Source organism: Streptomyces sp. NPDC001816, assembly GCF_042892235.1.
In the GTDB taxonomy this organism is placed as follows: Bacteria; Actinomycetota; Actinomycetes; order Streptomycetales; family Streptomycetaceae; genus Streptomyces.
Window position 1 is genome coordinate 308,565 of the sequence record NZ_JBIATY010000011.1, and the last position, 21,888, is coordinate 330,452.

At 71.9% G+C, this 21,888-nt stretch carries 23 protein-coding genes; 10 read left to right on the top strand and 13 right to left on the bottom strand.

Annotation, left to right across the window (positions count from 1 at the left end; genetic code table 11):
* Positions 1–14: 14 nt before the first annotated feature.
* Complete coding sequence (locus ACFYZZ_RS33720) at positions 15–521, bottom strand: DUF6578 domain-containing protein (RefSeq protein WP_389184170.1); 507 nt, start codon at positions 519–521, stop codon at positions 15–17.
* A gap of 105 nt (positions 522–626) precedes the next feature.
* On the opposite strand from ACFYZZ_RS33720, the gene ACFYZZ_RS33725 reads away from it, so the two are divergent.
* A complete protein-coding gene (locus ACFYZZ_RS33725; RefSeq protein ID WP_389184173.1) occupies positions 627–1,427 on the top strand; it encodes a site-2 protease family protein in 801 nt (266 codons plus the stop codon).
* Here ACFYZZ_RS33725 and ACFYZZ_RS33730 read toward each other — a convergent pair.
* The 3 genes from ACFYZZ_RS33730 to ACFYZZ_RS33740 all read right to left on the bottom strand — a co-directional run bounded on the left by ACFYZZ_RS33730 (position 1,417) and on the right by ACFYZZ_RS33740 (position 3,652).
* The gene (locus ACFYZZ_RS33730) at positions 1,417–1,659 is read right to left on the bottom strand and encodes a hypothetical protein (RefSeq protein WP_389184176.1); all 243 of its coding nucleotides are present in this window, start codon (positions 1,657–1,659) and stop codon (positions 1,417–1,419) included. The two genes, ACFYZZ_RS33725 and ACFYZZ_RS33730, sit on opposite strands and share 11 nt — an antisense overlap.
* 4 nt (positions 1,660–1,663) lie before the next feature.
* Entirely contained in the window at positions 1,664–2,377 is a 714-nt protein-coding gene (gene npdG, locus ACFYZZ_RS33735; protein ID WP_389184179.1) for an NADPH-dependent F420 reductase, read from the bottom strand.
* A gap of 201 nt (positions 2,378–2,578) precedes the next feature.
* A complete protein-coding gene (locus ACFYZZ_RS33740) occupies positions 2,579–3,652 on the bottom strand; it encodes an exo-alpha-sialidase (protein ID WP_389184182.1) in 1,074 nt (357 codons plus the stop codon).
* A gap of 149 nt (positions 3,653–3,801) precedes the next feature.
* Here ACFYZZ_RS33740 and ACFYZZ_RS33745 point away from each other — a divergent pair, with 149 nt between their 5' ends.
* Together ACFYZZ_RS33745 and ACFYZZ_RS33750 are read left to right on the top strand one after the other, a co-directional pair.
* Complete coding sequence (locus ACFYZZ_RS33745) at positions 3,802–4,398, top strand: hypothetical protein (RefSeq protein WP_389184184.1); 597 nt, start codon at positions 3,802–3,804, stop codon at positions 4,396–4,398.
* 233 nt (positions 4,399–4,631) lie between these two features.
* Positions 4,632–5,915, top strand: a complete 1,284-nt coding sequence (locus tag ACFYZZ_RS33750; RefSeq protein WP_389184187.1) for an MFS transporter — start codon at positions 4,632–4,634, stop codon at positions 5,913–5,915.
* Here ACFYZZ_RS33750 and ACFYZZ_RS33755 read toward each other — a convergent pair whose 3' ends face one another.
* Positions 5,916–6,155 carry a hypothetical protein gene (locus ACFYZZ_RS33755; RefSeq protein WP_386572395.1) on the bottom strand — a complete coding sequence of 80 codons (240 nt, stop codon included), beginning with the start codon at positions 6,153–6,155 and terminating at the stop codon, positions 5,916–5,918.
* 58 nt (positions 6,156–6,213) lie between these two features.
* On the opposite strand from ACFYZZ_RS33755, the gene map reads away from it, so the two are divergent.
* Positions 6,214–7,071 (top strand): type I methionyl aminopeptidase, encoded by an 858-nt coding sequence (map, locus tag ACFYZZ_RS33760; protein ID WP_389184190.1) that lies wholly within the window; start codon positions 6,214–6,216, stop codon positions 7,069–7,071.
* Positions 7,072–7,238: 167 nt separating this feature from the next.
* Entirely contained in the window at positions 7,239–7,886 is a 648-nt protein-coding gene (locus tag ACFYZZ_RS33765; RefSeq protein ID WP_389184193.1) for a heme oxygenase (biliverdin-producing), read from the top strand.
* Here the strand turns inward: ACFYZZ_RS33765 and ACFYZZ_RS33770 are convergent.
* Complete coding sequence (locus ACFYZZ_RS33770; protein WP_389184196.1) at positions 7,883–8,527, bottom strand: PhzF family phenazine biosynthesis protein; 645 nt, start codon at positions 8,525–8,527, stop codon at positions 7,883–7,885. The genes ACFYZZ_RS33765 and ACFYZZ_RS33770 overlap by 4 nt on opposite strands.
* Positions 8,520–9,410, bottom strand: coding sequence for a hypothetical protein (locus ACFYZZ_RS33775; protein ID WP_389184199.1), 891 nt, complete (start codon positions 9,408–9,410; stop codon positions 8,520–8,522). Before ACFYZZ_RS33775 ends, ACFYZZ_RS33770 begins: the two co-directional genes overlap by 8 nt.
* Before the next feature lie 186 nt (positions 9,411–9,596).
* On the opposite strand from ACFYZZ_RS33775, the gene efeO reads away from it, so the two are divergent.
* The 4 genes from efeO to ACFYZZ_RS33795 are packed head-to-tail and all read left to right on the top strand — an operon-like array spanning position 9,597 to position 13,867.
* Positions 9,597–10,733, top strand: coding sequence for an iron uptake system protein EfeO (efeO, locus tag ACFYZZ_RS33780; RefSeq protein ID WP_389184202.1), 1,137 nt, complete (start codon positions 9,597–9,599; stop codon positions 10,731–10,733).
* Between the two features lie 13 nt (positions 10,734–10,746).
* Entirely contained in the window at positions 10,747–12,036 is a 1,290-nt protein-coding gene (efeB, locus tag ACFYZZ_RS33785; protein ID WP_389184205.1) for an iron uptake transporter deferrochelatase/peroxidase subunit, read from the top strand.
* 3 nt (positions 12,037–12,039) lie between these two features.
* Positions 12,040–12,912 (top strand): iron uptake transporter permease EfeU, encoded by an 873-nt coding sequence (gene efeU / locus ACFYZZ_RS33790; protein WP_386572376.1) that lies wholly within the window; start codon positions 12,040–12,042, stop codon positions 12,910–12,912.
* On the top strand, positions 12,872–13,867 hold the full coding sequence (locus ACFYZZ_RS33795; RefSeq protein WP_389184209.1) for a hypothetical protein: 996 nt from the start codon (positions 12,872–12,874) through the stop codon (positions 13,865–13,867). Before efeU ends, ACFYZZ_RS33795 begins: the two co-directional genes overlap by 41 nt.
* 173 nt (positions 13,868–14,040) lie before the next feature.
* Here ACFYZZ_RS33795 and ACFYZZ_RS33800 read toward each other — a convergent pair whose 3' ends face one another.
* The 5 genes from ACFYZZ_RS33800 to ACFYZZ_RS33820 form a co-directional block, all read right to left on the bottom strand.
* Positions 14,041–14,778, bottom strand: a complete 738-nt coding sequence (locus ACFYZZ_RS33800; RefSeq protein ID WP_389184212.1) for a bifunctional DNA primase/polymerase — start codon at positions 14,776–14,778, stop codon at positions 14,041–14,043.
* Positions 14,779–14,906: 128 nt separating this feature from the next.
* Positions 14,907–15,521 (bottom strand): TetR/AcrR family transcriptional regulator, encoded by a 615-nt coding sequence (locus ACFYZZ_RS33805; RefSeq protein WP_389184215.1) that lies wholly within the window; start codon positions 15,519–15,521, stop codon positions 14,907–14,909.
* Between the two features lie 26 nt (positions 15,522–15,547).
* Positions 15,548–16,543 (bottom strand): small ribosomal subunit Rsm22 family protein, encoded by a 996-nt coding sequence (locus ACFYZZ_RS33810; protein ID WP_389184218.1) that lies wholly within the window; start codon positions 16,541–16,543, stop codon positions 15,548–15,550.
* A gap of 324 nt (positions 16,544–16,867) precedes the next feature.
* Positions 16,868–18,037, bottom strand: coding sequence for a serine hydrolase domain-containing protein (locus ACFYZZ_RS33815; RefSeq protein WP_389184221.1), 1,170 nt, complete (start codon positions 18,035–18,037; stop codon positions 16,868–16,870).
* A complete protein-coding gene (locus ACFYZZ_RS33820; protein WP_389184224.1) occupies positions 17,989–19,284 on the bottom strand; it encodes a multidrug effflux MFS transporter in 1,296 nt (431 codons plus the stop codon). The genes ACFYZZ_RS33815 and ACFYZZ_RS33820 overlap by 49 nt, the downstream gene beginning before the upstream one ends.
* A 217-nt stretch (positions 19,285–19,501) precedes the next feature.
* Between ACFYZZ_RS33820 and ACFYZZ_RS33825 the strand changes: the two genes are divergently transcribed.
* On the top strand, positions 19,502–20,260 hold the full coding sequence (locus ACFYZZ_RS33825) for an SDR family oxidoreductase (protein ID WP_389184227.1): 759 nt from the start codon (positions 19,502–19,504) through the stop codon (positions 20,258–20,260).
* A 277-nt stretch (positions 20,261–20,537) separates the two neighbouring features.
* Here ACFYZZ_RS33825 and ACFYZZ_RS33830 read toward each other — a convergent pair whose 3' ends face one another.
* On the bottom strand, positions 20,538–21,794 hold the full coding sequence (locus ACFYZZ_RS33830) for a D-alanyl-D-alanine carboxypeptidase family protein (protein ID WP_389184230.1): 1,257 nt from the start codon (positions 21,792–21,794) through the stop codon (positions 20,538–20,540).
* Positions 21,795–21,888: the final 94 nt, after the last annotated feature.

The following is a 21,888-nucleotide window of genomic DNA, read 5'->3' on the forward strand; positions in this document are numbered from 1 at the left end:
GCGGTCGGTACGGGTCACCGGGTTCGGGCGGCGCGCCGCCCGGGACCTCCGGGGTCGTCCGGGATTTCCAGGGTGACGAGGACGCCGACGGCGCGGCGGACGCGGTAGGGCACCCGGCGCGGTGGCTGTTCCTCCTCCTCGAAGCCGCCGAACCACCTCGGGCAGCTGTCGACGGGCTCCAGGGTCCGTGCGCCGGGCACCGGCTCCAGACTGCGCCCGGTCGACCGGAAGACCACCGTGCCGGGCTCCAGGTCGGCGAGTACGGCGGGTTCCGCGGCGCGCGGGTCGTGGTGGGCGGCGTACTCCTGATGCACCAGGTCGATGGAGCGCACGCGGCCGACGGTCCTGTGCTTCGGGCCGCCGTGGTTCTCCACCCATGCCTCGGCGCCGTGCCAGTGGTCGTTCCCGGCTTCCTCCCCGTCGACGGCGACCAGCCGCCAGCCGACTTCCTGGCCCACGCCGAACGGCCTGCCGCAGCACTCCATCTGCCAGTCCTCGTAGAAGACCCTCATCACCGTCATTCCCCCACCCTCCTGGAACCGGACGGCCGCCGCGAGACGTTTTCCTGGTGAGTCCCCGGCCGGTACGGTCGGCCTCCCGACCGTACCCGCCCACAGGAGCCGCTCATGACGACCGCCACCACCCGCCGCGGCGAGAGCCGGATCAGCCCCGTGTTCGTCGGGATCCTGGCCGTCACGGCGGTGACCGGCTGGGCCACCTGGACCGGGTTCGCCGAGCAGCCGGGTATCGCGGTGTTCCTGTTCGTGACGGCGGCCTGGATCGTCTCCCTGTGTCTGCACGAGTACGCGCACGCGCGCACCGCCCTGCACAGCGGGGACATCACGGTCGGCGCGAAGGGCTACCTGACGCTGAACCCGCTGAAGTACACGCACGCGCTGCTGAGCATCGTGCTCCCGGTGCTGTTCGTGATCATGGGCGGGATCGGCCTGCCGGGCGGCGCGGTCTTCATCGAGCGCAGCCGCATCCGGGGCCGCTGGCGGCACAGCCTGATCTCGGCGGCGGGCCCGCTGACCAACGTGCTGTTCGCGGCGGTGTGCACGGCGCCCTTCTGGCTGCACGCGCTGGACGGGGTGCCCCGCGACTTCCGGTACGCGCTGGCGTTCCTCGCCCTGCTCCAGGTGACGGCGGCGATCCTGAACTTCCTGCCGGTGCCGGGTCTGGACGGGTACGGGGTGATCGAGCCATGGCTGTCGCACCAGGTGAAGCGGCAGGTGGAGCCGTTCGCGCCGTTCGGACTGCTGTTCGTGTTCGCGCTGCTGTGGGTGCCGTCGATCAACAGCGCCTTCTTCGACGCGATCGACGCGATCCTGCGCGGGCTGGGCATCGACGGCTTCTCCCGCGCCTGCGGCTACGAGCTGTACCGCTTCTGGCGCGACACCCCGGAGATCTGCACGATCAGCCGGTGATGGACTTCTCCTGCGCCGCGGCGGCCCGGCCGCGCTTGACGTAGTACCAGGTCATGTTGGACGTCAGGCCCGCCAGCAGCACCCAGACGATCCCCAGCCAGCTGCCCTGGACGAACGAGACGACCGCGGCGGCGACGGCGAGGACGCAGACTGCGAGGGTGTAGAGGGCGATGCGGGGCATGGGGGTCGGCTCCTTGCGGGGGACACTGCTACGGCGACCAGTGTCCCCCATGCCCTCAGACGTCCGTGACGCGGAGCCCGGCGTGTGCCTTGTAGCGGCGGTTGACGGAGATCAGGTTCGCCACCAGCGACTCGACCTGGTGGGCATTGCGCAGGCGGCCCGCGAAGATGCCGCGCATGCCGGGGATGCGTCCGGCCAGCGCCTGGACGATCTCCACGTCGGCGCGCGCCTCGCCCAGCACCATCACGTCGGTGTCGATCTCCTCGATGTCCGGGTCCTGGAGCAGCACGGCCGACAGGTGGTGGAAGGCGGCGGCGACCCGGGACTCCGGCAGCAGGGCGGCGGCCTGCTGCGCCGCGCTGCCCTCCTCCGGCTTCAGCGCGTAGGCGCCCTGCTTGTCGAAGCCCAGCGGGTTCACGCAGTCGACGACGAGCTTGCCGGCCAGCTCCTCGCGCAGGGACTCCAGCGTCTTGCCGTGGCCGTCCCACGGTACGGCGACGATCACGATGTCGCTGCGGCGCGCGGTCTCGGCGTTGTCGGCGCCCTCGACGCCGTACCCCAGCTCCTCGGCGGCGGCCTGGGCTCGCTCGGTGGCGCGCGAGCCGATGATCACCTTCTGGCCGGCCCGGGCGAGCCGGTAGGCGAGGCCCTTGCCCTGCGGGCCGGTGCCGCCGAGCACGCCGACGACCAGCCCGGAGACGTCGGGCAGGTCCCAGGGGTCCTTGGCGGGGGCCTTCGCGGGAGTCTGTGCGCTGTCGGTAGAGGTCATGGGGCGACTCTAGTGCCCCGGCAGGCAACGTTCGCCCGTCAAGGAGCGGCGTCCGGTGCGTGCTCTCGGCGTGCCGGCCGGAAGTCCTCGTACTGGATGTACTTGGGCTTTCGGCCGGTGCGGCGAGAGGGCGTGCCGGGCGTCGCGACGGGGCGAATGTTGCCTGTCGGGGCACTGGTCTGTGGGGCCGACGGCACCGGGTCAGGTGAGCCGCGTCACGGGTACCCGGCGGAAGGTGATGGTCTCGTAGGCGCTGAAGTCGCCTGTCTCGTAAAGGAGTCCGACCGTGCCCCGGTCGACGCGGACCAGGTCGGAGTAGGCGGCGGGCAGTCCGTCCACGGAGAGGGCCTTGCGCCAGGTGGTGCCGCCGTCGCCGGAGGCGCGGAGGGTCATCAGGGCGCGGGCGGCGGGGTCGGCCGGGGCGGAGAAGAGCAGCAGGTCGGGATCGCGGAGCTGCAGGACGGAGGCCTCGCAGACCGGGGTGGTGAGTCCGGCCTGCGGGCGGAAGGGCTTGACCAGCGTCCTGCCGCCGTCCCTGGAGTGGGCGTCGGCGCGGTTGCCGGGCGAGGGCGAGTCGTTGCGGGTGTTGAAGTAGACGCGGCCGTCGGGGAGTTCGGCGGCGGTGGTCTCGTTCACGTTGATGTAGCCGTCGGTGTTCTCGTCCAGGTAGCCGAGGTACCAGGTCTCGCCGCGGTCGTCGCTGAGCAGGCAGTGGCCGCTGTTGTACCTGGCCTCGGCGCCGGTGTCGGTGCCGATGGGCGGCAGGGTGTGGTTGCCGGGGACGAGCACACGGCCGGAGCGGAGCTGGAGGGCGTGGCCGGGGGTGGTGGCGTACCAGCGCCAGCCGGGCTTCTTCACCTGCGCGGTGATCTCCTTCGCCCTGGACCAGGTCGCGCCGTCGTCGTCGCTGTGCTGCACCCACACCCGGCGGCCGTCGGCGTCGCTGATCTGGCCGCGCAGGATGGCGGCCTCGGTGGCGGCGGCCGCGGCACGCACGTGCACGAGCAGGATCCGGCCGGTGTCCAGGACGACCGGGGCGGGGTTGCCGGCGAGGTTCTTCCCGTTGCTCGCGGCGACCCGCAGCGGGCCCCAGGTGCGGCCGCCGTCCGTGGACCGCTTCAGCACGATGTCGATGTGCCCGTGGTCGGCGGCGGAGTCGACCCGCCCCTCACAGAAGGCGAGCAGCGTGCCCTTGTGCGTGGCCACGACGGCCGGGATGCGGAAGCTGGCGTAGCCCTCCTGGCCGGCGCGGAAGGGGACGGACACGTCGGTCATGGGGCGGCTCCTCACACGAAAGCGGAAAACGGAGAGCGGAGAGCGGAGAGCGGAAAACGTTCAGTGATGGGCCGTCAACATCCCCAGGTTGGGCGAATTCGGGGTGAACTCCGCGTCACGAGTGACCGGTTGGGGCAGGATGCGGCCGCATGGACGCCGTACGGGTCGCGCTGCTGCGCGAAGTACTCGCCGGGACCGAGTGGTTGGGGGCCACCCGGCGGTTCGCCGGCATGCTGCGCGGGTCCGTGGTGGCGCACGGGGGCGGGCTGCTGCTGGTGGGCACACCCGCGTACGAGCCCTGGCATCTGGCCGCGCATCTGGTGGACGAGGCGGCCTGGTCCGGCACTCCCGAGCTGGCTCCGACCCTCGTACGACACCACGCGCGCCCCTCCGATCCCGCGCACCTCGCTGTGGGACCCGGCCGGATCGAGGAGGCACGGCGCGGCGAGACCCTGCTCGTGGTCGCCCCCGAGGAGCCGGCGGAGCTGCTGGAGCGGGTGCACGCGGCTCGGCGGGCCGGGGTCACGGTGCTGGCCCTCGGTGCGGGCGGGCCCGAGCTGTCCGCGATGGCCCACGACACGCTGGCCGTACCCGAGGGGGCGGAGCTGGACCTGGACAGCGTGCAGCACCTGGTGAGCGCGGCGGCCGGCGAAAACGGTGGCTCTCCGAGGGTGCGGCGGGGCTTCCGTGACCGTTTGTCGAGGCTGGCGGAGATCCTGACGGCACCGCCGGCTGCGCCTTGGTGACTTTCCCACCCACCCGCCCGTCTCGGTCGGCTACCTGCCTTCGGCAGAACAACTTTCAGCCGAACAAGACGAGTGGGCGGGCGGAGAGAGCGGGGCGACCGGAAACCTGATCGAGCACCATCCCAGCCAACCGAGACGGGCGGGCGGGTGGGAAACGGGGTCCGGGGCGGAGCCTCGGGCTGTGGCTGCGAAAAGCAGTTGCTCTGTAACTCGGCCGAGCCCAGCATGCCGAAGTGGCTTCAGCTCTCCTCCCCGACCTCGCCCCCTGGAAGGCCTCCGCCGACTTCCGCCGACTCTGGGCATCCGGTCTGATCAGCAACTTCGGCAGCTTCCTGACCTTCGTCGCCCTGCCGGTCCAGCTGAAGGACCTCACCGGCTCGGCTGCGGCCGTGGGCGCGATCGGAGCCGTAGAACTGATCCCCCTGATCGTCTTCGGCCTGTACGGCGGCGCCCTCGCAGACGCCCTCGACAAGCGCCGGCTGATCGTGTGGACGGAGGCCGGCCAGGGCCTCCTCAGCGCCGCCCTGCTGGTCAACGCCCTGCTGCCCGGCCCCGCAGTCTGGCCGCTCTACGTCATCGCCGCCCTCTCCTCGGCCCTGGTCTCGGTACAGCGCCCCGCCCTGGACTCCCTGCTCCCCCGGATCGTCGCCCACGACGACCTGCCCGCGGCGTCCTCCCTGAACTCCCTGCGCTGGACGGTCGGCGGAGTGGCCGGCCCGGCGATCGCGGGCGTGGTCGTCGCCTACGCGGGCCACGGCTGGGCCTACGCCGCCGACCTGCTGACGTTCGCCGTGTCCCTGCTGTTCATCGTCCGCATCGCCCCCTCCCCCGCCTCCCACGAGGCCGCGAAGCCGGACCTGCGGGCCATCGCCGAGGGCGCGCGCTACGCCTGGAGCCGCAAGGAACTCCTCGGCACCTACATCGTCGATCTCGCCGCGATGTTCCTGGCCATGCCCCTCGCCGTCCTGCCGTTCCTCGCCGACGAGCTGCACGCCGAGTGGGCGCTCGGCCTGATGTACGCGACCGTCCCGCTGGGCGCGATGGTGGTCGGCCTGACCAGCGGCTGGACCTCCCGGGTGCACCGGCACGGACGCATGGTGGTGCTGTCGGCCGCGCTGTGGGGCGTGGCGATCGCGGCCGCGGGAGTCGTCGGCAACGTGTGGCTGGTGCTGCTGCTCCTGACCGTCGCCGGCGGCTGCGACATGGTCAGCGGGGTCTTCCGGGCCGCGATGTGGAACCAGACGATCCCCGACGAGCTGCGCGGCCGCCTCGCCGGCATCGAACTGCTGTCGTACTCGGTGGGTCCGACGCTGGGCCAGGTCCGCTCGGGCGGGGTCGCCGCGTGGGCGGGCGTACGCGCGTCCGTGTGGTCGGGCGGCCTGCTGTGCGTGGGCGCGATGGGGCTGCTGGCCCTGTGTCTGCCGGGGCTGATGACCTACGACGCCCGGACCAACGCGCACGCGGTGCGGCTGCGCGAGCAGCGCACCGCCACCGCCACCGCACCCACGCAGGTGTGATCAGTCCTGGTCGGCTTCCTGGTCACCGCGTGCCGACGCGTCGTGCCAGCGGGGGTCGGTGTCCCACTCCAGGTTGCGCTCGGCCGCCGTCTCCATGGCGTGCCGGGCCTCCTCCGGGGAGGCGTACGGCCCGAAGCGGTCCTTGCCCGGGCACTCCGGGCCCTCTTCGACCTTCTTGTGCTCCAGGCAGTAGTACCACTCGCCCGGCTTGCCGACGGTGCGCTTCTTGAACAGGGCCATGAACAGCTCCTCTCGCCACGGACATGTTCCCCCATGCCCGCTGGTTAGACTCGCTGGCATGTCTGGCCAGTCGCTGCTCGTACCAGGGGAGCTGTCTCCCACCCGTTCGGTACCCGGAAACATCCGCCGCCCCGAGTACGTCGGCAAGCCCGCGCCGACGCCGTACACCGGACCGGAGGTGCAGACCCCCGAGACCGTCGAGGCGATGCGCGTCGCCGGTCGTATCGCCGCGCAGGCGATGGCGGAGGCCGCGAGGATCATCGCGCCGGGTGTGACCACCGACCAGCTGGACAAGGTCGCCCATGAGTACATGTGCGACCACGGGGCCTACCCGTCCACGCTCGGCTACCGCGGCTTCCCGAAGTCGCTGTGCACCTCGGTCAACGAGGTCATCTGCCACGGCATCCCGGACTCGACGGTCCTGAGCGACGGTGACATCGTCAACCTGGACGTGACGGCGTACATCGGTGGGGTGCACGGCGACAACAACGCCACGTATCTCGTCGGTGACGTGGACGAGGAGTCGCGGCTGCTGGTGGAGCGGACCCGGGAGTCTCTCAACCGGGCGATCAAGGCGGTCCGGCCGGGCCGGCAGATCAACGTCATCGGCCGGGTCATCGAGTCGTACGCCAAGCGCTTCGGCTACGGGGTCGTACGGGACTTCACGGGGCACGGCATCAGCTCGTCGTTCCACTCGGGCCTGATCATCCCGCACTACGACAGCCCGCACGCGACGACCGTCATGCAGCCCGGCATGACCTTCACCATCGAGCCGATGCTGACGCTGGGCACGCACGAGTACGACATGTGGGACGACGGCTGGACGGTCGTGACCAAGGACCGCAAGCGGACGGCCCAGTTCGAGCACACGCTGGTCGTGACGGACACGGGTGCGGAGATCCTCACCCTGCCGTAGCCGGCCCACCTCCCCGCAGCCCGCCCTGACGCCCAGGGCGGGCTCTTTTCTGCCCTGATTTCTGCCCCGATTCCTGTCCTGATCTCTGCCCTGATCTCTTCCCGGATGTTTTCCGACAGCCTGTCGGTAAACTTACCGACAGTGGGTCGGCAAACCGAGGAGAGCCCATGGAGTCGTTCTCGTCCCTCATCCGCACCGCGTCCCACGAGCAGCACGTGGAGGCGGAGACGTCGACGTTCATGAGCGACCTGCTCGGCGGCCGGCTGGGCGTGACCGCGTACGCCCGCTACACGGAGCAACTGTGGTTCGTGTACGAGGCGCTGGAGAGCGCGGCCGAGCGGCTGGCGGCGGATCCGGTGGCCGGGCCGTTCGTGCGCCCCGAGCTGTTCCGACTGGCCGCGCTGGAGCGGGACCTGGCGCATCTGCGGGGGTCCGGGTGGCGAGCGGGACTGAGCGCGCTCCCGGCGACGCGGGCGTACGCGGACCGGGTGCGGGAGTGCGCCGAGCGCTGGCCGGGCGGGTACGTCGCCCATCACTACACCCGCTATCTGGGCGACCTCTCCGGCGGGCAGATCATCCGCGACCGCGCGGAGAAGGCGTGGGGCTTCGCCAGGAAGGGCGACGGGGTCCGCTTCTACGTGTTCGAGGGCATCCGCAACCCGGCGGCCTTCAAGCGTGACTACCGGGACCTGCTGGACGGCGTCGCCGCGGACGACCTGGAGAAGCAGCGGATCGTGGCGGAGTGCAAGAAGGCGTTCGCGCTGAACACCGCCGTCTTCCGGGCCCTGGGCGAGGAGTTCCCGCTGAGCGCCTAACGCTCCAGGAAGACCCGCCCCCCGATCTCCACCCACCCGTGCGGCTGAGGCGCCGTGAGGATCTGGGACCCCCTGCCCTGCGTGATGTTCAGCGCCCGCCCCAGCCTTTCGGTGAGGAGCAGCGCCGCCGCACCGGTCGCCTCGTCCTCCTCGATCCCGTCGTCACGGCCGGGGAAGCCGCGGGCGCGGATCCGGCCGGCCGCCTCGTCCTCCCACGCCCAGGCGTAGATCCACTCGCCGGGCGGCGGCACGTCGAGGGCGTCGACCTCGGCGGCGGTGGGGTACTGGCGCAGGGTGCGCGGCGGCGCCCACTCCGCGCGGGCCTCGATCCAGCTGAACTCGCCGTCCAGCCGGGCACCCACCACCCCGGCGGGCGTGACCAGTTCGGGCACGTCCAGCAGCCAGGCCGTGCCGACGCAGGGGTGACCGGCGAAGGGCAGTCGCAGGGTGGGGGTGTAGATGTCGATCACCCCACGCTCGGGGTCGTCCACGAACACGGTCTCACTGAAGCCGAGCTTCGCGGCGAACTCCTGCCGCTCACTCCGCTCGGGCAGCACCGATCCGTCCCGGACGACACCGAGTTCGTTGCCGTAGCCGCCGTTCGGCGCACAGAACACGCGGAGCACGTCGTAGTCAGTCACTCCGGAATTGAAACATCGCGGCGCGAGCGAGCGCGTCCCAGGCCGGGGCGCCGCCCGGGAGGGGCCAGGAGGGGGTGGGAGCCTCCTCGTACGGCAGCGAGGACATGACGTCGCCGTACGCCCGTGCCAGCGTGTCCCGCTGCCGCTCGGCGTCGGCGTCGGCGGGACGGGCGGCCAGCTGCTCCATGCTCCGCTCGTGCCCCTGGGTCACCTCGTCGGCGGTCCGGCGCCAGTCCTCCTCGTCCGGCAGCCGGGTCAGGACGACGCAGGGCGGGGTCCGGCCTTCCGCGAGGGACGCGACGGCACGGTCGTGGCCGTCCAGGATCACCCAGCCGTCGAGGAGTGTGACCCACCACAGGAGAACCGGCGCGAGCGTGCCCTCGCGCGCGTGCTTCCGGTACGCCTTCACCCGCGGGTCGTCCTCCGGTGACAGCGGCCGCAGCGGGACGACGCCCTCCCAGCCGCCACGGCACCAGTCCAGGTGGCCGCCGGGCCAGCCCCGCAGGAAGTCGCCCCACCAGACGTACTTCGGAAACCGGTGGCGCTCCCCGAGGTGCCACCGCCCCTCGTGCAGGGGCCCGTCCTGCGGCGCCTCCTCCAGCCAACGCGCGTACTGGTGGACCCAGTTGCCCGGCCGGCGCTGCCGCGCCGAGCGGGGCGGCGGCAGCGGTGAGCGGTAGCCCGCAAGGCGGTGCACGAAGAGCCCCTCCCGCGAGCAGCCGCCCTCTTCCTCGCGGCCCAGCAGCACCGGCCGCTCCCCCTGCCGCAGCAGCAGCCGACCGCCGGGCGCGCACTCGAAGCGCAACGGCGGCGGACCCGGCCGGTCCCGCACGTCCAGCACGACGCCGCCGGCCCCCAACAACTCCCTGCGCGCAGTCCCCATACCCCTCACCCTCCCATCACTTGACCCTCCCTTTACCACCCCTTGGGGTCTCTTTTGAGCCGTCGAGATCAAGCCGTGCCTGTGAGATTTCCGTGAGAGCTGAATCACGACCCGGGCGGGTATTGGTGAGGTAAGCCTCATGTAAGTTAGGCCAGCCTCACCAACCCGTCCCCGCTTGGAGCCTGCATGCGAGCCGTCCGACTCACTGTCACCGCCGCCGCCACCGTGGCCGCTCTGACCGCCCTCCCCGCGTGCACGGCGAAAAGCGACGCCAAGGACGGCGACGCGATCCAGGTGACCGCCGCCGACTCGAAGTGCGAGACCTCCGCCAAGTCGGTCCCGGCCGGGCAGGTCACGCTGAAGATCGAGAACAAGGGCTCGAAGGCCACCGAGGTCGAGATCCTGTTCCCGGACGACCGGATCGTCTCCGAGAAGGAGAACATCGGCCCGGGCACCAAGTACACGCTGACCGCCGAGGTCAAGGCGGGCTCGTACGAGATCGCCTGCGTCCCGGGCATGAAGGGCAAGGGCGTCCGGCAGAAGCTCACGGTCACCGGCTCCGGCAAGGCCGCCAAGCGGGACCCGAAGCTGGACCAGGCGGTCGCCGACTACCGCGCCTACGCCCAGGAGCAGGCCGACGCCACCCTGCCGCTCGTCGAGACCTTCGTGAAGGCGGTCAAGGACGGCGACGTCGAGGCCGCCAAGAAGGCGTACGCGCCCTCCCGCCTCGGCTGGGAGCGCACCGAGCCGGTCGCCGAGTCCTTCGGTGACATCGACCCGAAGGTCGACGTCCGCGAGGACGGCCTGGATGACGGCCAGAAGTGGACCGGCTGGCACCGCCTGGAGAAGGCCCTCTGGGCGGACAAGAAGATCGGTGCCGAGGAGAAGACCCTCGCCGACCAGCTGGTGACCGACCTCAAGGACTGGCAGGAGCGGGTCGGCAAGGCCGAGATCACCCCGACCTCCATGGCCAACGGCGCCAAGGAGCTGCTCGACGAGGTCGCCACCGGCAAGGTCACCGGTGAGGAGGAGCGCTACTCGCACACCGACCTGGTCGACTTCAAGGCCAACGTCGAGGGCGCGCAGAAGTCGTACGACCTGCTGAAGCCGGTCGCGCAGAAGAACGACGCCGCGCTGGTCACCGAGCTGGACAAGCAGTTCGCGGCGCTGAACACGCTGCTCGACAAGTACCGCTCGGACAAGAACTCGTACGACTTCACCTCGTACGACACGGTCGGCAAGGACGACCGCAAGCAGCTCTCGGACGCGGTGAACGCGCTCGCGGAGCCGCTGTCCAAGCTCGCCGCCGCGGTTGTGAAGTAAGGGGAGACGCGTCATGACCGAGACCCGGGAAAGCATGGACAGCCAGGACAGCAAGGGCGGCCAGGGCAGCTCCTCCCCCTCGCGCCGGGCGCTGATCGGCTGGGGTGGTGCCGGGCTCGCGCTCGGTGCCGCCGCGGCCGGCGGTGCCGTGGCGGCGGCCAAGGCGGGCAACGACGTGGAACCGGCCGCCGCCGAGGTGGGCGCCGCCGTGGAGTTCCACGGCGCCCACCAGGCCGGCATCGCCACGCCGGTGCAGGACCGGCTGCACTTCGCCGCGTTCGACGTGAAGACCGAGGACCGCGCCGAGTTCGTCCAGATGCTGAAGGACTGGACCGAGGCCGGGCGCCGGATGACCGCCGGGAAGGCGGTCGGTGAGGGCGCGTACGGCGGGCTCGCCGAGGCGCCGCCGGACGACACCGGTGAGGCCCTGGGTCTGAAGCCCTCGCGGCTGACGCTCACCATCGGCTTCGGACCCTCGTTCTTCGACAAGTTCGGGCTGTCCGGCAAGCGGCCCGAGGCGCTGGTCGACCTGCCCCAGTTCCCGGGCGACAACCTCGACAGGACGCGCAGCGACGGCGATCTGTGCGTGCAGGCCTGCGCGGACGACCCGCAGGTCGCCGTGCACGCCATCCGCAACCTGGCCCGCATCGGCTTCGGCAAGGTCGCCATCCGCTGGTCCCAGCTCGGCTTCGGCAAGACCTCGTCGACGACTCCGGACGCCCAGACGCCGCGCAACCTCATGGGCTTCAAGGACGGCACCCGCAACATCGCGGGCGTCGAGACGGACCGGCTCAAGAAGTTCGTGTGGGTCGGCGAGGGCGACGGCACGAAGTGGATGACCGGCGGGTCGTACCTGGTCGCCCGGCGCATCCGCATGCACATCGAGACCTGGGACCGGACCCCGCTGCAGGAGCAGGAGGACATCTTCGGCCGGGACAAGGGCGAGGGCGCGCCGGTCGGCAAGGCCAAGGAGCACGACAAGCCGTTCCTGAAGGCGATGAAGCCGGACGCGCACGTGCGCCTCGCGCACCCCGACTCCAACAACGGCATCACGATCCTGCGCCGGGGCTACTCCTTCACCGACGGCACCGACGGCATGGGCCGCCTGGAGGCGGGCCTGTTCTTCCTGGCCTACCAGCGTGACGTGCGCAAGGGGTTCATCCCGCTGCAGCGGCAGCTGGCGGCCAAGGACGCGCTCAACGAGTACATCCAGCACGTGAGTTCGGCCGTCTTCGCCGTCCCGCCCGGTGTCACGGGCAAGGACGACTGGTGGGGCCGCACGCTGTTCTCCGAGGAGGCGTAGCCCGTGTTCTCCAACTACCTGATCGGCCTGCGCGAGGGCCTGGAGGCATCGCTCGTCGTCTGCATCCTCATCGCCTACCTGGTGAAGACGGACCGCAGGGACGCCCTGAAGCCGATCTGGATGGGCATCGGCGTCGCCGTCGCCCTCGCGATGGGCTTCGGCTGCGCCCTCGAATTCGGCTCGCAGGAGCTGACGTTCGAGGCGCAGGAGGCGCTGGGCGGCTCGCTGTCCGTCGTCGCGGTCGTGCTGGTGACCTGGATGGTGTTCTGGATGCGGCGCACCGCCCGGCACCTGAAGTCCGAGCTGCACGGCAAGCTGGACGCGGCGCTCGCCATGGGCACGGGCGCGCTGGTCGCCACCGCGTTCCTGGCCGTCGGCCGGGAGGGCCTGGAGACCGCCCTGTTCGTGTGGGCCTCGGTGCACGCGGCGAGCGACGGCACCCCGCGCCCGCTGATCGGCGTGGCCCTCGGCCTCGCCACGGCGGTCGTCCTCGGCTGGCTGTTCTACCGGGGCGCGCTGAAGATCAACCTGGCTAAGTTCTTCACCTGGACCGGCGGCATGCTGGTCGTGGTCGCGGCGGGCGTGCTCGCGTACGGCTTCCACGACCTTCAGGAGGCCAACTGGATCCCGGGCATCCGGGACCTGGCCTTCGACATCAGCGACACGATCGAGCCGGACAGCTGGTACGGCACGCTGCTGAAGGGCGTGTTCAACTTCCAGCCCGACCCGACCGTGGTCCAGGTCACGGTGTGGCTGCTGTACCTGATCCCGACACTCGCGGTCTTCCTCGCCCCGGTAGGGTTCGCCTCCGGGAAGGGGAAGGTGAAGGCACCTCATGACCAGGGAACGCAGCCGTCGAACGCTCCGCAGGCGTGACCGGAACGCACTCATAGCGGTCTCACTGACCGTCATGTCACTGCCGGCGAGCGGATGTGTGGTGGTGCACGGGGAGCGCGAGATGCTTCCCGCCACCACCCGCGCCGAGGCCGCCAAGGCGCTCACCCAGTTCACGGACGCGTACAACAAGGCGGACAAGGCCTACGACCGCTCCCTGGACGAGGACCATGTCACCGGAGCGCTCGCCGACATCGACGGCGCCCGGCTGAAGGCCGGGCACGCCAACAGCCCGTCGGGCAACGCGCATCACGTGCAGCTCACGCTGACGGACGCCCATTTCACGATCCCGAAGAAGGCCGGCTGGCCGCGCTGGTTCGTCGCGGACGCCAAGGGCAACCTGGGCAGCAGCAACGCCCGTTGGCTGCTGGTGTTCACCCGCGACGACCTCGGCGATCCGTGGCAGGTGGCCTATCTGACGCTGGTCGCGGCCACTGACGTACCGCAGTTCAAGAAGGACGAGGACGGCTGGGCCGAGGCCGTGCCCGCCGACGCCACGCAACTGGCCGTGCCGCCCGCCGACCTGAGCAAGGGCTACGCGGCCTATCTGAAGAACGCCGGCACGACGTTCGCGGACGGCCGGTACACCAGCGGCCTGCGCGCGGACCGCAAGAAGCAGACGTCGAAGCCGGGCCTGGTCCGGCAGTACATCGACGAGCCGCTGACCCACGGCGACTACGCGCCGCTCGCGCTGCGCACGGCGGACGGCGGGGCGCTGGTCTTCTTCACCACGCACCACTACGAGAAGCAGACCGCCGCCGCGGGCACCTCCGTGCCGACCCCGAACAAGGACGTACAGGCCCTCACCAAGGGTGAGATCAAGCAGTCGCTGACGCTGGAGATCATCTCCAACGAGGCCGCTCTCGACCCGGCGGGCAGCGGTCCGGTGTCGGTACTGGGGCGGGTGCAGGGACTGACGGCGGCACAGGGCGAGTAGAACGCCCCAAAGGGGCGCGGGGCTGTGTCGATCATGCGGCTCCGCCGCGATGGGGGTCCCCCCGCTCGGGCGAAGTCGAGAGTGGGGGAGCGACCAGCCACAACGTACCCGCAGCCGCCCGACGGCCTGTCGCGGCACCCCGTGGAGCGCCCGCCGCTCGACCCGCGGAGCGATCAGCGCCGCAGCGGCCAGGTGGCGCTCGTGTGGTCGGCCGCGGCGCCGGCGTGGCGGGCGCAGGCGTCCGTGAGGGCCTCCAGCAGGCTCAGCGGGTCGGGCAGCGCGTGCTCCGGGCCGCGGACCCAGCGCACCTGCTGGTCGTCGCCGGGCAGCCGGGCGGGCGGTACGAGGACGTAGGAGCCGCGGCAGTGCCAGCGCAGCCCCGGGTGCTCGTCCATGGTCTCGGGGTGGCAGTCCAGCTCGCAGGGCCACCACTCGTCCTCGTCCTCGGGGGTGCCCCGGGTGAGGGTGAAGAACAGCATGCGGCCGTCGTCGCTCTCGGTGACCGGACCGACCTCCACACCGGCGCCGAGGAGCCGGTCCAGCGCCTCCCGGCCGGCCTCCAGGGGCACGTCGAGGACGTCGTGCACCATGCCGGTGGCGGTGATGAAGTTGGCCTGCGGCTGGTGCCGGGCCCAGCGCTCGATCTGCGCGCGGTCCGTCGTGGACTGGGTCTGCCAGGCGAACGACACCGGGTGCCGGGCCGGGGTGGGGCAGCCGACGCGGTCGCAGGAACAGCGGTAGCCGGGGGCGGGGTGCGCGGCGGGTGCCAGGGGCAGTCCCGCTGTGGCGGCGGCGAGCAGCAGGGCCTCACGGCCGCCGTCGTCGGCGGCGGTCTCCTTCGGGCGGCGTCCGAGCAGCCACTGGGAGAGTTTGCCCTGCCGGCCGGACCGGCCGCCGAACGTCGCGCTCATCTAACCCCTTGTTCCGGTGGTCGCCTCGCTGTGTGTGCGGACAGCATGCCTTATCGTCCCATCTGCCAATGCTTCGGGGGCCGGAGCGGGGATCCGCAGGAACCGGACGAGACGTGCCTCACAGCACCTCAGCGGGGGGCGAGGCCGTACAGCGCGTAGTCGACCAGGGTGTCCGTGTACGCGTACGAGATAGGCCCGGTGTGCTGCAGCCAGCGCTGGGCGAGCGGTGAGACGAACAGCTCCAGGGCGATGCGCGGGTCGACGTCGGGGCGTACCGCGCCGCTGTCCTGCGCGGAGCGCAGCCGGTCGACGTACAGCTGGAGCTGGGGTTCGAGGAGCTTGGTGACGAACTCGCGGCCGAGCTGCTCGTTGACCACGCCCTCGGCGGCCAGCGCGCGGCTGGGTGCCTCGAAGCGGGGGTCGTACAGCTCGTCGACGGTGGCCCGCAGCACCGCCTTGAGGTCGGCGGCGAGGTCGCCGGTGTCCGGGATGGCGTACGGCTCCTGCCCCGCCGCCCGGGCCACCTGCTCGCCGAGGTCCAGGAAGGCCTCCATCAGCACGTCCGCCTTCGACGCCCACCACCGGTAGATGGTCTGCTTGCCGACCCCGGCGCGGGCGGCGATCCCCTCGACCGTGGTCTTCGGGTATCCGACCTCGACGACCAGGGCGAGGGCGGCGTCGTAGATCGCCCTGCGGGACTTCTCGCTGCGGCGGGTGGCGTCGGGGGCGGGCTTCTTGACCATGGGGTGAAACTAACAAGCCCCGCTGACTAAGCGGTCGAATCCTCCGGCGGCCAGGCATCGCCCCAGTCGGCGTCCCGGGCCGCCTTGTACAGGTCGCCGTGGCGCTTGGTGACCGTCGTGCGGCGCAGCTGCTCGTCGGCCTCGCACAGATCGAGGAGCACCTGGCCCTTGCGGATCTGCGGGCGCCGGACCACCCGGGCGGGGGCCGGCTCGGCGGGCAGCCGGGTGGCCGCGACGTAGCTGAACTTCTCGTCCTCGTACGCCAGGGAGCCGCCCTTGACCTGGCGGTGCAGGGAGGAGCGGCTGACCCGGGCGGAGAAGTGGCACCAGTCCGTGCCGGGGACGATGGGGCAGGCGGCGCTGTGCGGGCAGGGCGCGGCGACGCGGAACCCGGCGCGGACGAGGCGGTCGCGGGCCTCGATGACCCGGGCGTAGCCGGCGGGGGTGCCGGCCTCCACGATCACGACGGACTGCGCGGCGGCCGCGGCCGCGTCGACGAGGGCGCTGCGGTCGGCCTCGGCGAGTTCGTTGAGGACGTACGACACCGTGACGAGGTCGGTGCTGTCGAGGGTGAGCGCCGTGCCGATCCGGGCCCGCTGCCAACGGGCGTCGTGCAGCGCGGGGTTGGCTTCGGCGATCTCCCGGCCGAGGGCGAGCGCGGGCTCGGCCCAGTCCAGCACGGTGACGCTGCGCTCGCCGGGCCAGGTTGCGGTGACGGCCCAGGTGGCGGCGCCGGTGCCACCGCCGACGTCGACGTGGCTGCGGGGCGTCCAGCCGGGCACGGCGTCCGCGAACGCCTCCAGCGCCGAGCGGACCGCCTCGAAGGTGGCCGGCATGCGGTAGGCGGCGTAGGCGGCGACGTCGGCGCGGTCGCGCAGGATCGGGGCGTCGGTCGGGGTGGCCCCGCGGTAGTTGGCGATCAGCCTTTCCACGGCGCCGGCGGCTTGCGAGGGCGGTAGCCCCGCGAGCAGGTCGGCAAGGGCGGCGCGGAGTTGCTCGGCCGGGCGTACGGGGTCGTTCACCCGGCGATTCTACGGCGCCCGGTGCCGGTGCCGGCCTTGCTGGGGGCTCCGCCCCCAGACCCCCGGGCCTATGCCCACCCACCACCCGTCTCGGTCGGCTGGAAAGGCGCCGCCACGGGGTCCGTCTCGGGCGGTCGGGAGGCGCCGTCACGGGATCCGAATCGGTCGGTCGGAAGGCGCCGCCACGGGATCCGAATCGGGCGGCCGGAAGGCGCCGCCACGGGATCCGAATCGGGCGGCCGGAAGGCGCCGCCACAGGGACCGAATCGGGCGGCCGGGAGGTCGCCACGGGATCCGACTCGGGCGGCGGCCGGGAGGTGCGCCTCAGATCACCGCTCTCGCCAGACGCGTGGCCGCAGCCGCCCTCGGCCGGCTGTCCGGCGGCCTGCGTACGGGGTGCACCGTGTTCGCCAGCAGCACCAGAAACGTGTCCGTCGCCGGATCCACGACCAGCGAGGTCCCCGTGAACCCCGTGTGCCCCGCCGCTCCCCTGCCCGCCAGCTCGCCCATGAACCACGGCTGGTCCAGGGCGAAGCCAAGGCCCGGCGGGGTGAACAGCAGCTCCACGAAGTCGGGGCCGAGGATGCGCGCGGGGCCGTACGCGCCGCCCGCGAGCAGGGCGCGGCAGAAGACCGCCAGGTCGTGCGCGGTGGAGAAGAGGCCGGCGTGGCCCGCCACCCCGCCGAGCGCCCAGGCGTTCTCGTCGTGGACCTCGCCGCGCAGCATTCCACGGTCGGCCTTGGCCCAGGGCCGCCGCTGGTCCTCGGTGGCCACCGCGCCGGGGCAGGGGCCGAAGGCGGTCGCCGTCATCCCGAGCGGGCGGGTGATGCCGTCCTCGATCAGGACGTCGAGGGGGCGGCCGGTGATCCGTTCCAGAACGAACTGGAGCAGGATCATGTTCAGGTCCGAGTAGAGGTAGCGGCCGGGCTCGGACGTGGGGGCCTCCGCGCGGAGCATCGCGAGGCGGGCGGTGGCGTCCGGGCAGTCGTACAGCGGGAGTTCGGGGCGCAGCCCGGAGGTGTGCGTGAGCAGCTGCCGTACGGTGACGCCGTGTTCGGCGGCCGCGGTGAACTCGGGCAGGTAGGCGCCGATCCGGGCGTCCATGCCGAGGGTGCCGCGCTCGATCTGCTGCACGGCGGCGACGGACGTGCACAGCTTGGTGAGGGAGGCCAGGTCGAACGGGGTGTCGACGGTCATCGGGATCCGGTCGGCGGGCGGCAGTTCGACGCCGGTGTCGGTCTCGGGGTCGTAGGAGGCGTAGCGGACCGCCCAGCCCGCTGCCTCGGCGACGGCGATCACTGGCCCGCGTCCGGCCATGACGACGGCACCGGCGGCCCAGGGGCGGGCTCCGGTGGTGAGGGCGTGCACCTCGCCGGCCAGGCGCTCGAGTTCCTTGGCGTCGAGCCCGGCGCGTTCGGGGGTGCCGGCGCGCAGTCTGGGTGCGCTCAGTTGTCCTCTCCCTCCGACCCCGCACGGGTGTTCCAGGGACGGCACATTCCCATGAAGCAGGCCGCCGCTACCAGTGCTCCCGCCAGTTGGACGACCGCCATGGGCACGGCGGTGTGCTCCCCGGCGACGCCGACGAGCGGGGAGGCGACCGCTCCGACGAGGAAGGAGGTGGTGCCGAGCAGGGCGGAGGCGGAGCCCGCGGCGTGCCGGGTGCGCAGCAGGGCGAGGGACTGGGCGTTGGGCAGGGTGATGCCCATCGCGGACATGAGGACGAACAAGGCGGCGGCGATCGGCGCCAGGCCGACCTCGCCGAAGGTGCCCGCGGTCATCAGCAGCAGGGCGGTCGCGGCGAGCACGATGATCGCGAGGCCGGTGCCGAGCACCTTGTCCAGGCTGACCCGGCCCACCAGGATGCGGCCGTTGACCTGCCCGGCGATCATCAGCCCGACCGAGTTGACGCCGAAGAGCAGGCTGAAGGTCTGCGGGGAGGCGCCGTAGATCTCCTGGACGACGAAGGGGGAGGCGGATATGTAGGCGAACAGCACGGCGAAGGCGAAGCCGCCGGCCAGCATGTAGCCGGTGAAGGGCAGGTCGGCGAGCAGGCCGCGCATCGAACGCAGCGCCTGCCCCACTCCCCCGCCGTGCCGTTCGGCGGGCGGCAGTGTCTCGGGCAGCCGCAGCCAGACGAGGGCGGCGAGCGCGGCCCCGACCACGGTGAGGACGACGAACACGCCCCGCCAGTCCGTCACCCGGAGGATCTGCCCGCCGATCAGCGGCGCCACGATCGGCGCGGCCCCGGAGATCAGCATCAGGGTGGAGAAGAAGCGGGCCATGGCCACACCGTCGTAGAGGTCGCGTACGACGGCCCGCGCGATGACGATGCCGGCCGCGCCCGCGAGACCCTGGGCGAGGCGGAAGGCGACCAGCGCCTCGACGGTGGGCGCGAAGGCGCACAGGGCGGTGGCGACGAGGTAGACGGCGAGGCCGGTCAGCAGCGGGCGGCGGCGGCCCCAGCGGTCGCTCATCGGGCCCACGACCAGCTGCCCGAGCGCCATGCCGGCCAGGCACGCGGTGAGGGTGAGCTGGACGGTGGCGGCGGGGGCGTGCAGGGAGCGGGTGACCTCCGGCAGGGACGGGAGGTACATGTCCATCGCCAGCGGGGGTGTGGCGGTGAGGCCTCCGAGGACGAAGGTGACGAGCAGACCGGTGCGGCGGGTGGCGGCGGCCGAGACGGGTGCGGTGGTGGACTGGCGCTCCGTCTCCGGTGTCGGTGCCGCCGCGTGCTCGGGCATGTGTCCCTCCCTCTCGTCAGGAATCGGCCTCCATGCTCGCAGCTCGTACACACTGCCGTGGCACACATGAACGAGGGTGGGGCGGGGCTGGTTGGCTGAGCAGAGCGTGCGGTATCCCGGGGAGGCTCCCGGGGGGGGCCGTGGCCACCGTCACCAGGTAGCCGTATGGCGGACACCTGATTCCGCATCGCGGACTTCCCGCCTACGCTGCGGAACCATGACTGACAGGCAATCGAAGATCGCGGTGGTGACCGGCGCCGGCTCCGGTATCGGGCGGGCCGTCGCCGTGGAGCTGCTGCGCGCCGGCTGGTCGGTGGCGCTGGCCGGCCGGCGCGTCGAGACGCTGGAGGAGACGGCGGCACTGGTGCCCGGGGCGCCCTCGCTCGCCGTGCGCACCGACGTGTCCCGGCCCGAGGACGTGGACGCGCTGTTCACGGCGGCCGTGGACCGGTTCGGGCGCATCGACCTGCTGTTCAACAACGCCGGGACGTTCGGTCCGGGCGGGGTGCCCGTCGAGGACCTGCCCTACGACGCCTGGCGGCACGTGGTGGACACCAACCTCAACGGGGCGTTCCTGTGCGCGCAGGCGGCGTACCGGCGGATGAAGGAGCAGGACCCGCAGGGCGGCCGGATCATCAACAACGGCTCCATCTCCGCCCACACGCCCCGCCCGCACTCGGTCGCCTACACCGCGACCAAGCACGCGCTGACCGGCCTGACCAGGTCGCTGTCGCTGGACGGGCGGCCGTACCGGATCGCGGTCGGGCAGATCGACATCGGGAACGCGGCCACCGACATGACGGCCCGGATGCAGACCGGGGCACTGCAGGCGAGCGGCGAGGTGGCCCCGGAACCGGTGATGGACGTGGCCGACGTGGCGCGCACCGTGCGGCACATGGCCGAGCTGCCGCTGGAGGCGAACGTGCAGTTCGCGACGGTGTTGGCGACGGCGATGCCGTACATCGGGCGAGGCTGAGGACGGGACTCGGCCCGGGGCCCGGGGCGGGGCGGAACCGAACCCTTCAAGTTACACAAACGGAATTTCAACGTCCGCCCTATTGCGGCCCGTCGGCCGCTTATGCTCAACTTTCCTCCACAAGAGCTTCACACTTGGAGCACAGGAGTTCCGTAGCCATATCGAGGGGGGAGTCGGCAGCCGTTCCACCGGACCGGAGTTGGGGGTGGACCTCGCGTGGGACCGCGGGGTACGCACCGGTCGGTGGAACGGCTGCCGCCGTACTCGATCCCGTACCTCAGCGCCCGTGCCGCGGCCCCGATCCGGACTCCGGCTCCACCTCGGCCTGCCCCTCTTCGACCCGAGCCGTCTCGACCCGAGCAGCCTTGGCCCGAGCAGCCTCGGTCCGAGCAGCCTTGGCTCGCACCACGCGCCGCCGCAGCGCCCACGCACCCGCTCCCAGCAGTGCCGCCGTACCGGCCGCCCCCTCCAGCAGCCGCCACGACGAGGGGTGCCCGGAGGACGCCGAGCCGGGAGCCCCGGCCGCGGCGTGGACCGCCTTCCCCTCGGGCGCCGGGCTCGCGCTCGCCCCGCCCTCACTGATCGGCTCGACGAGCATGCCCACCGCCTGCGCCGAACGCCCGGCCCCGAAGCCCCAGTCGAGCAGCGCGGCGGTCTGCTCGTAGACGGCGTTGCTGCCCTCGGCCGGATGCATCACGGTGACCAGCAGGGTGCGGCCGCCCCGGGTGGCCGCGCCGGTGAAGGTGTTGCCGGCGTGGCTGGTGTAACCGTTCTTCACGCCGATCAGACCGTCGTACGTGTGCAGCCCCCAGGCCCCCGTGAGCAGGCGGTCGGTGTTCTGGATCTGGAAGGTCTTCTTGCCGCCGGCCGGGAAGTCGGCGGTCCTGGTGCCGCAGTAGCCGCGGAAGTCGCCGTTCTTGAGGCCGTGCCGGGCGAAGAGCGTGAGGTCGTACGCCGAGGAGAGCTGGCCCTTGTGGTCGAAGCCGTCGGGGCTGACCACATGGGTGTCCAGGGCCTGCAGGTCCTCGGCCATGGCCTGCATCTCGGCGACCGTCTTGGCCACACCGCCGTTCATGTGCGCGAGCACGTGCACCGCGTCGTTGCCGGAGCGCAGGAACACGCCCTGCCACAGCTGCTCGACGGTGTAGGTGATGCCGGGCTTGATGCCGACGAGGCTGGAGCCGGCCGGGATGTCGGCGAGGTCGGCGTCGGTGACCTTGTACCGCTCGGTCCGCTCGAACTTCTTCAGCACGGTGTCCGCGAACAGCATCTTCAGCGTGGACGCGGGCGCCAGGCGCCGGTGCGCGTCGAAGGAGGCGAGCACCTCGCCGGTCCCGCCGTCGGCGACCAGCCACGAGCGGGCGCTGAGCTTCCGGGGCAGGCCGCCGGCGCCGCGCACCTGGACTCCGGTACGGGCCAGCCGCTCACCGCCGATCACGGTCGCGGCGGAGGCAGGGGCGGCCACGGACAGGGGGAGGGCGGCGGCCGTCAGCCCGAGGGCGGCACGCCGGCTGAGCCGGGAACATTCACGCACCCGGGGACCGTACACCGCACCCAACAGGCATTTCCTGGCAGGAGGCCCTCCATGGCACAGGAATTTGCTGTCTTATGAAAATTTGACCCCCCAT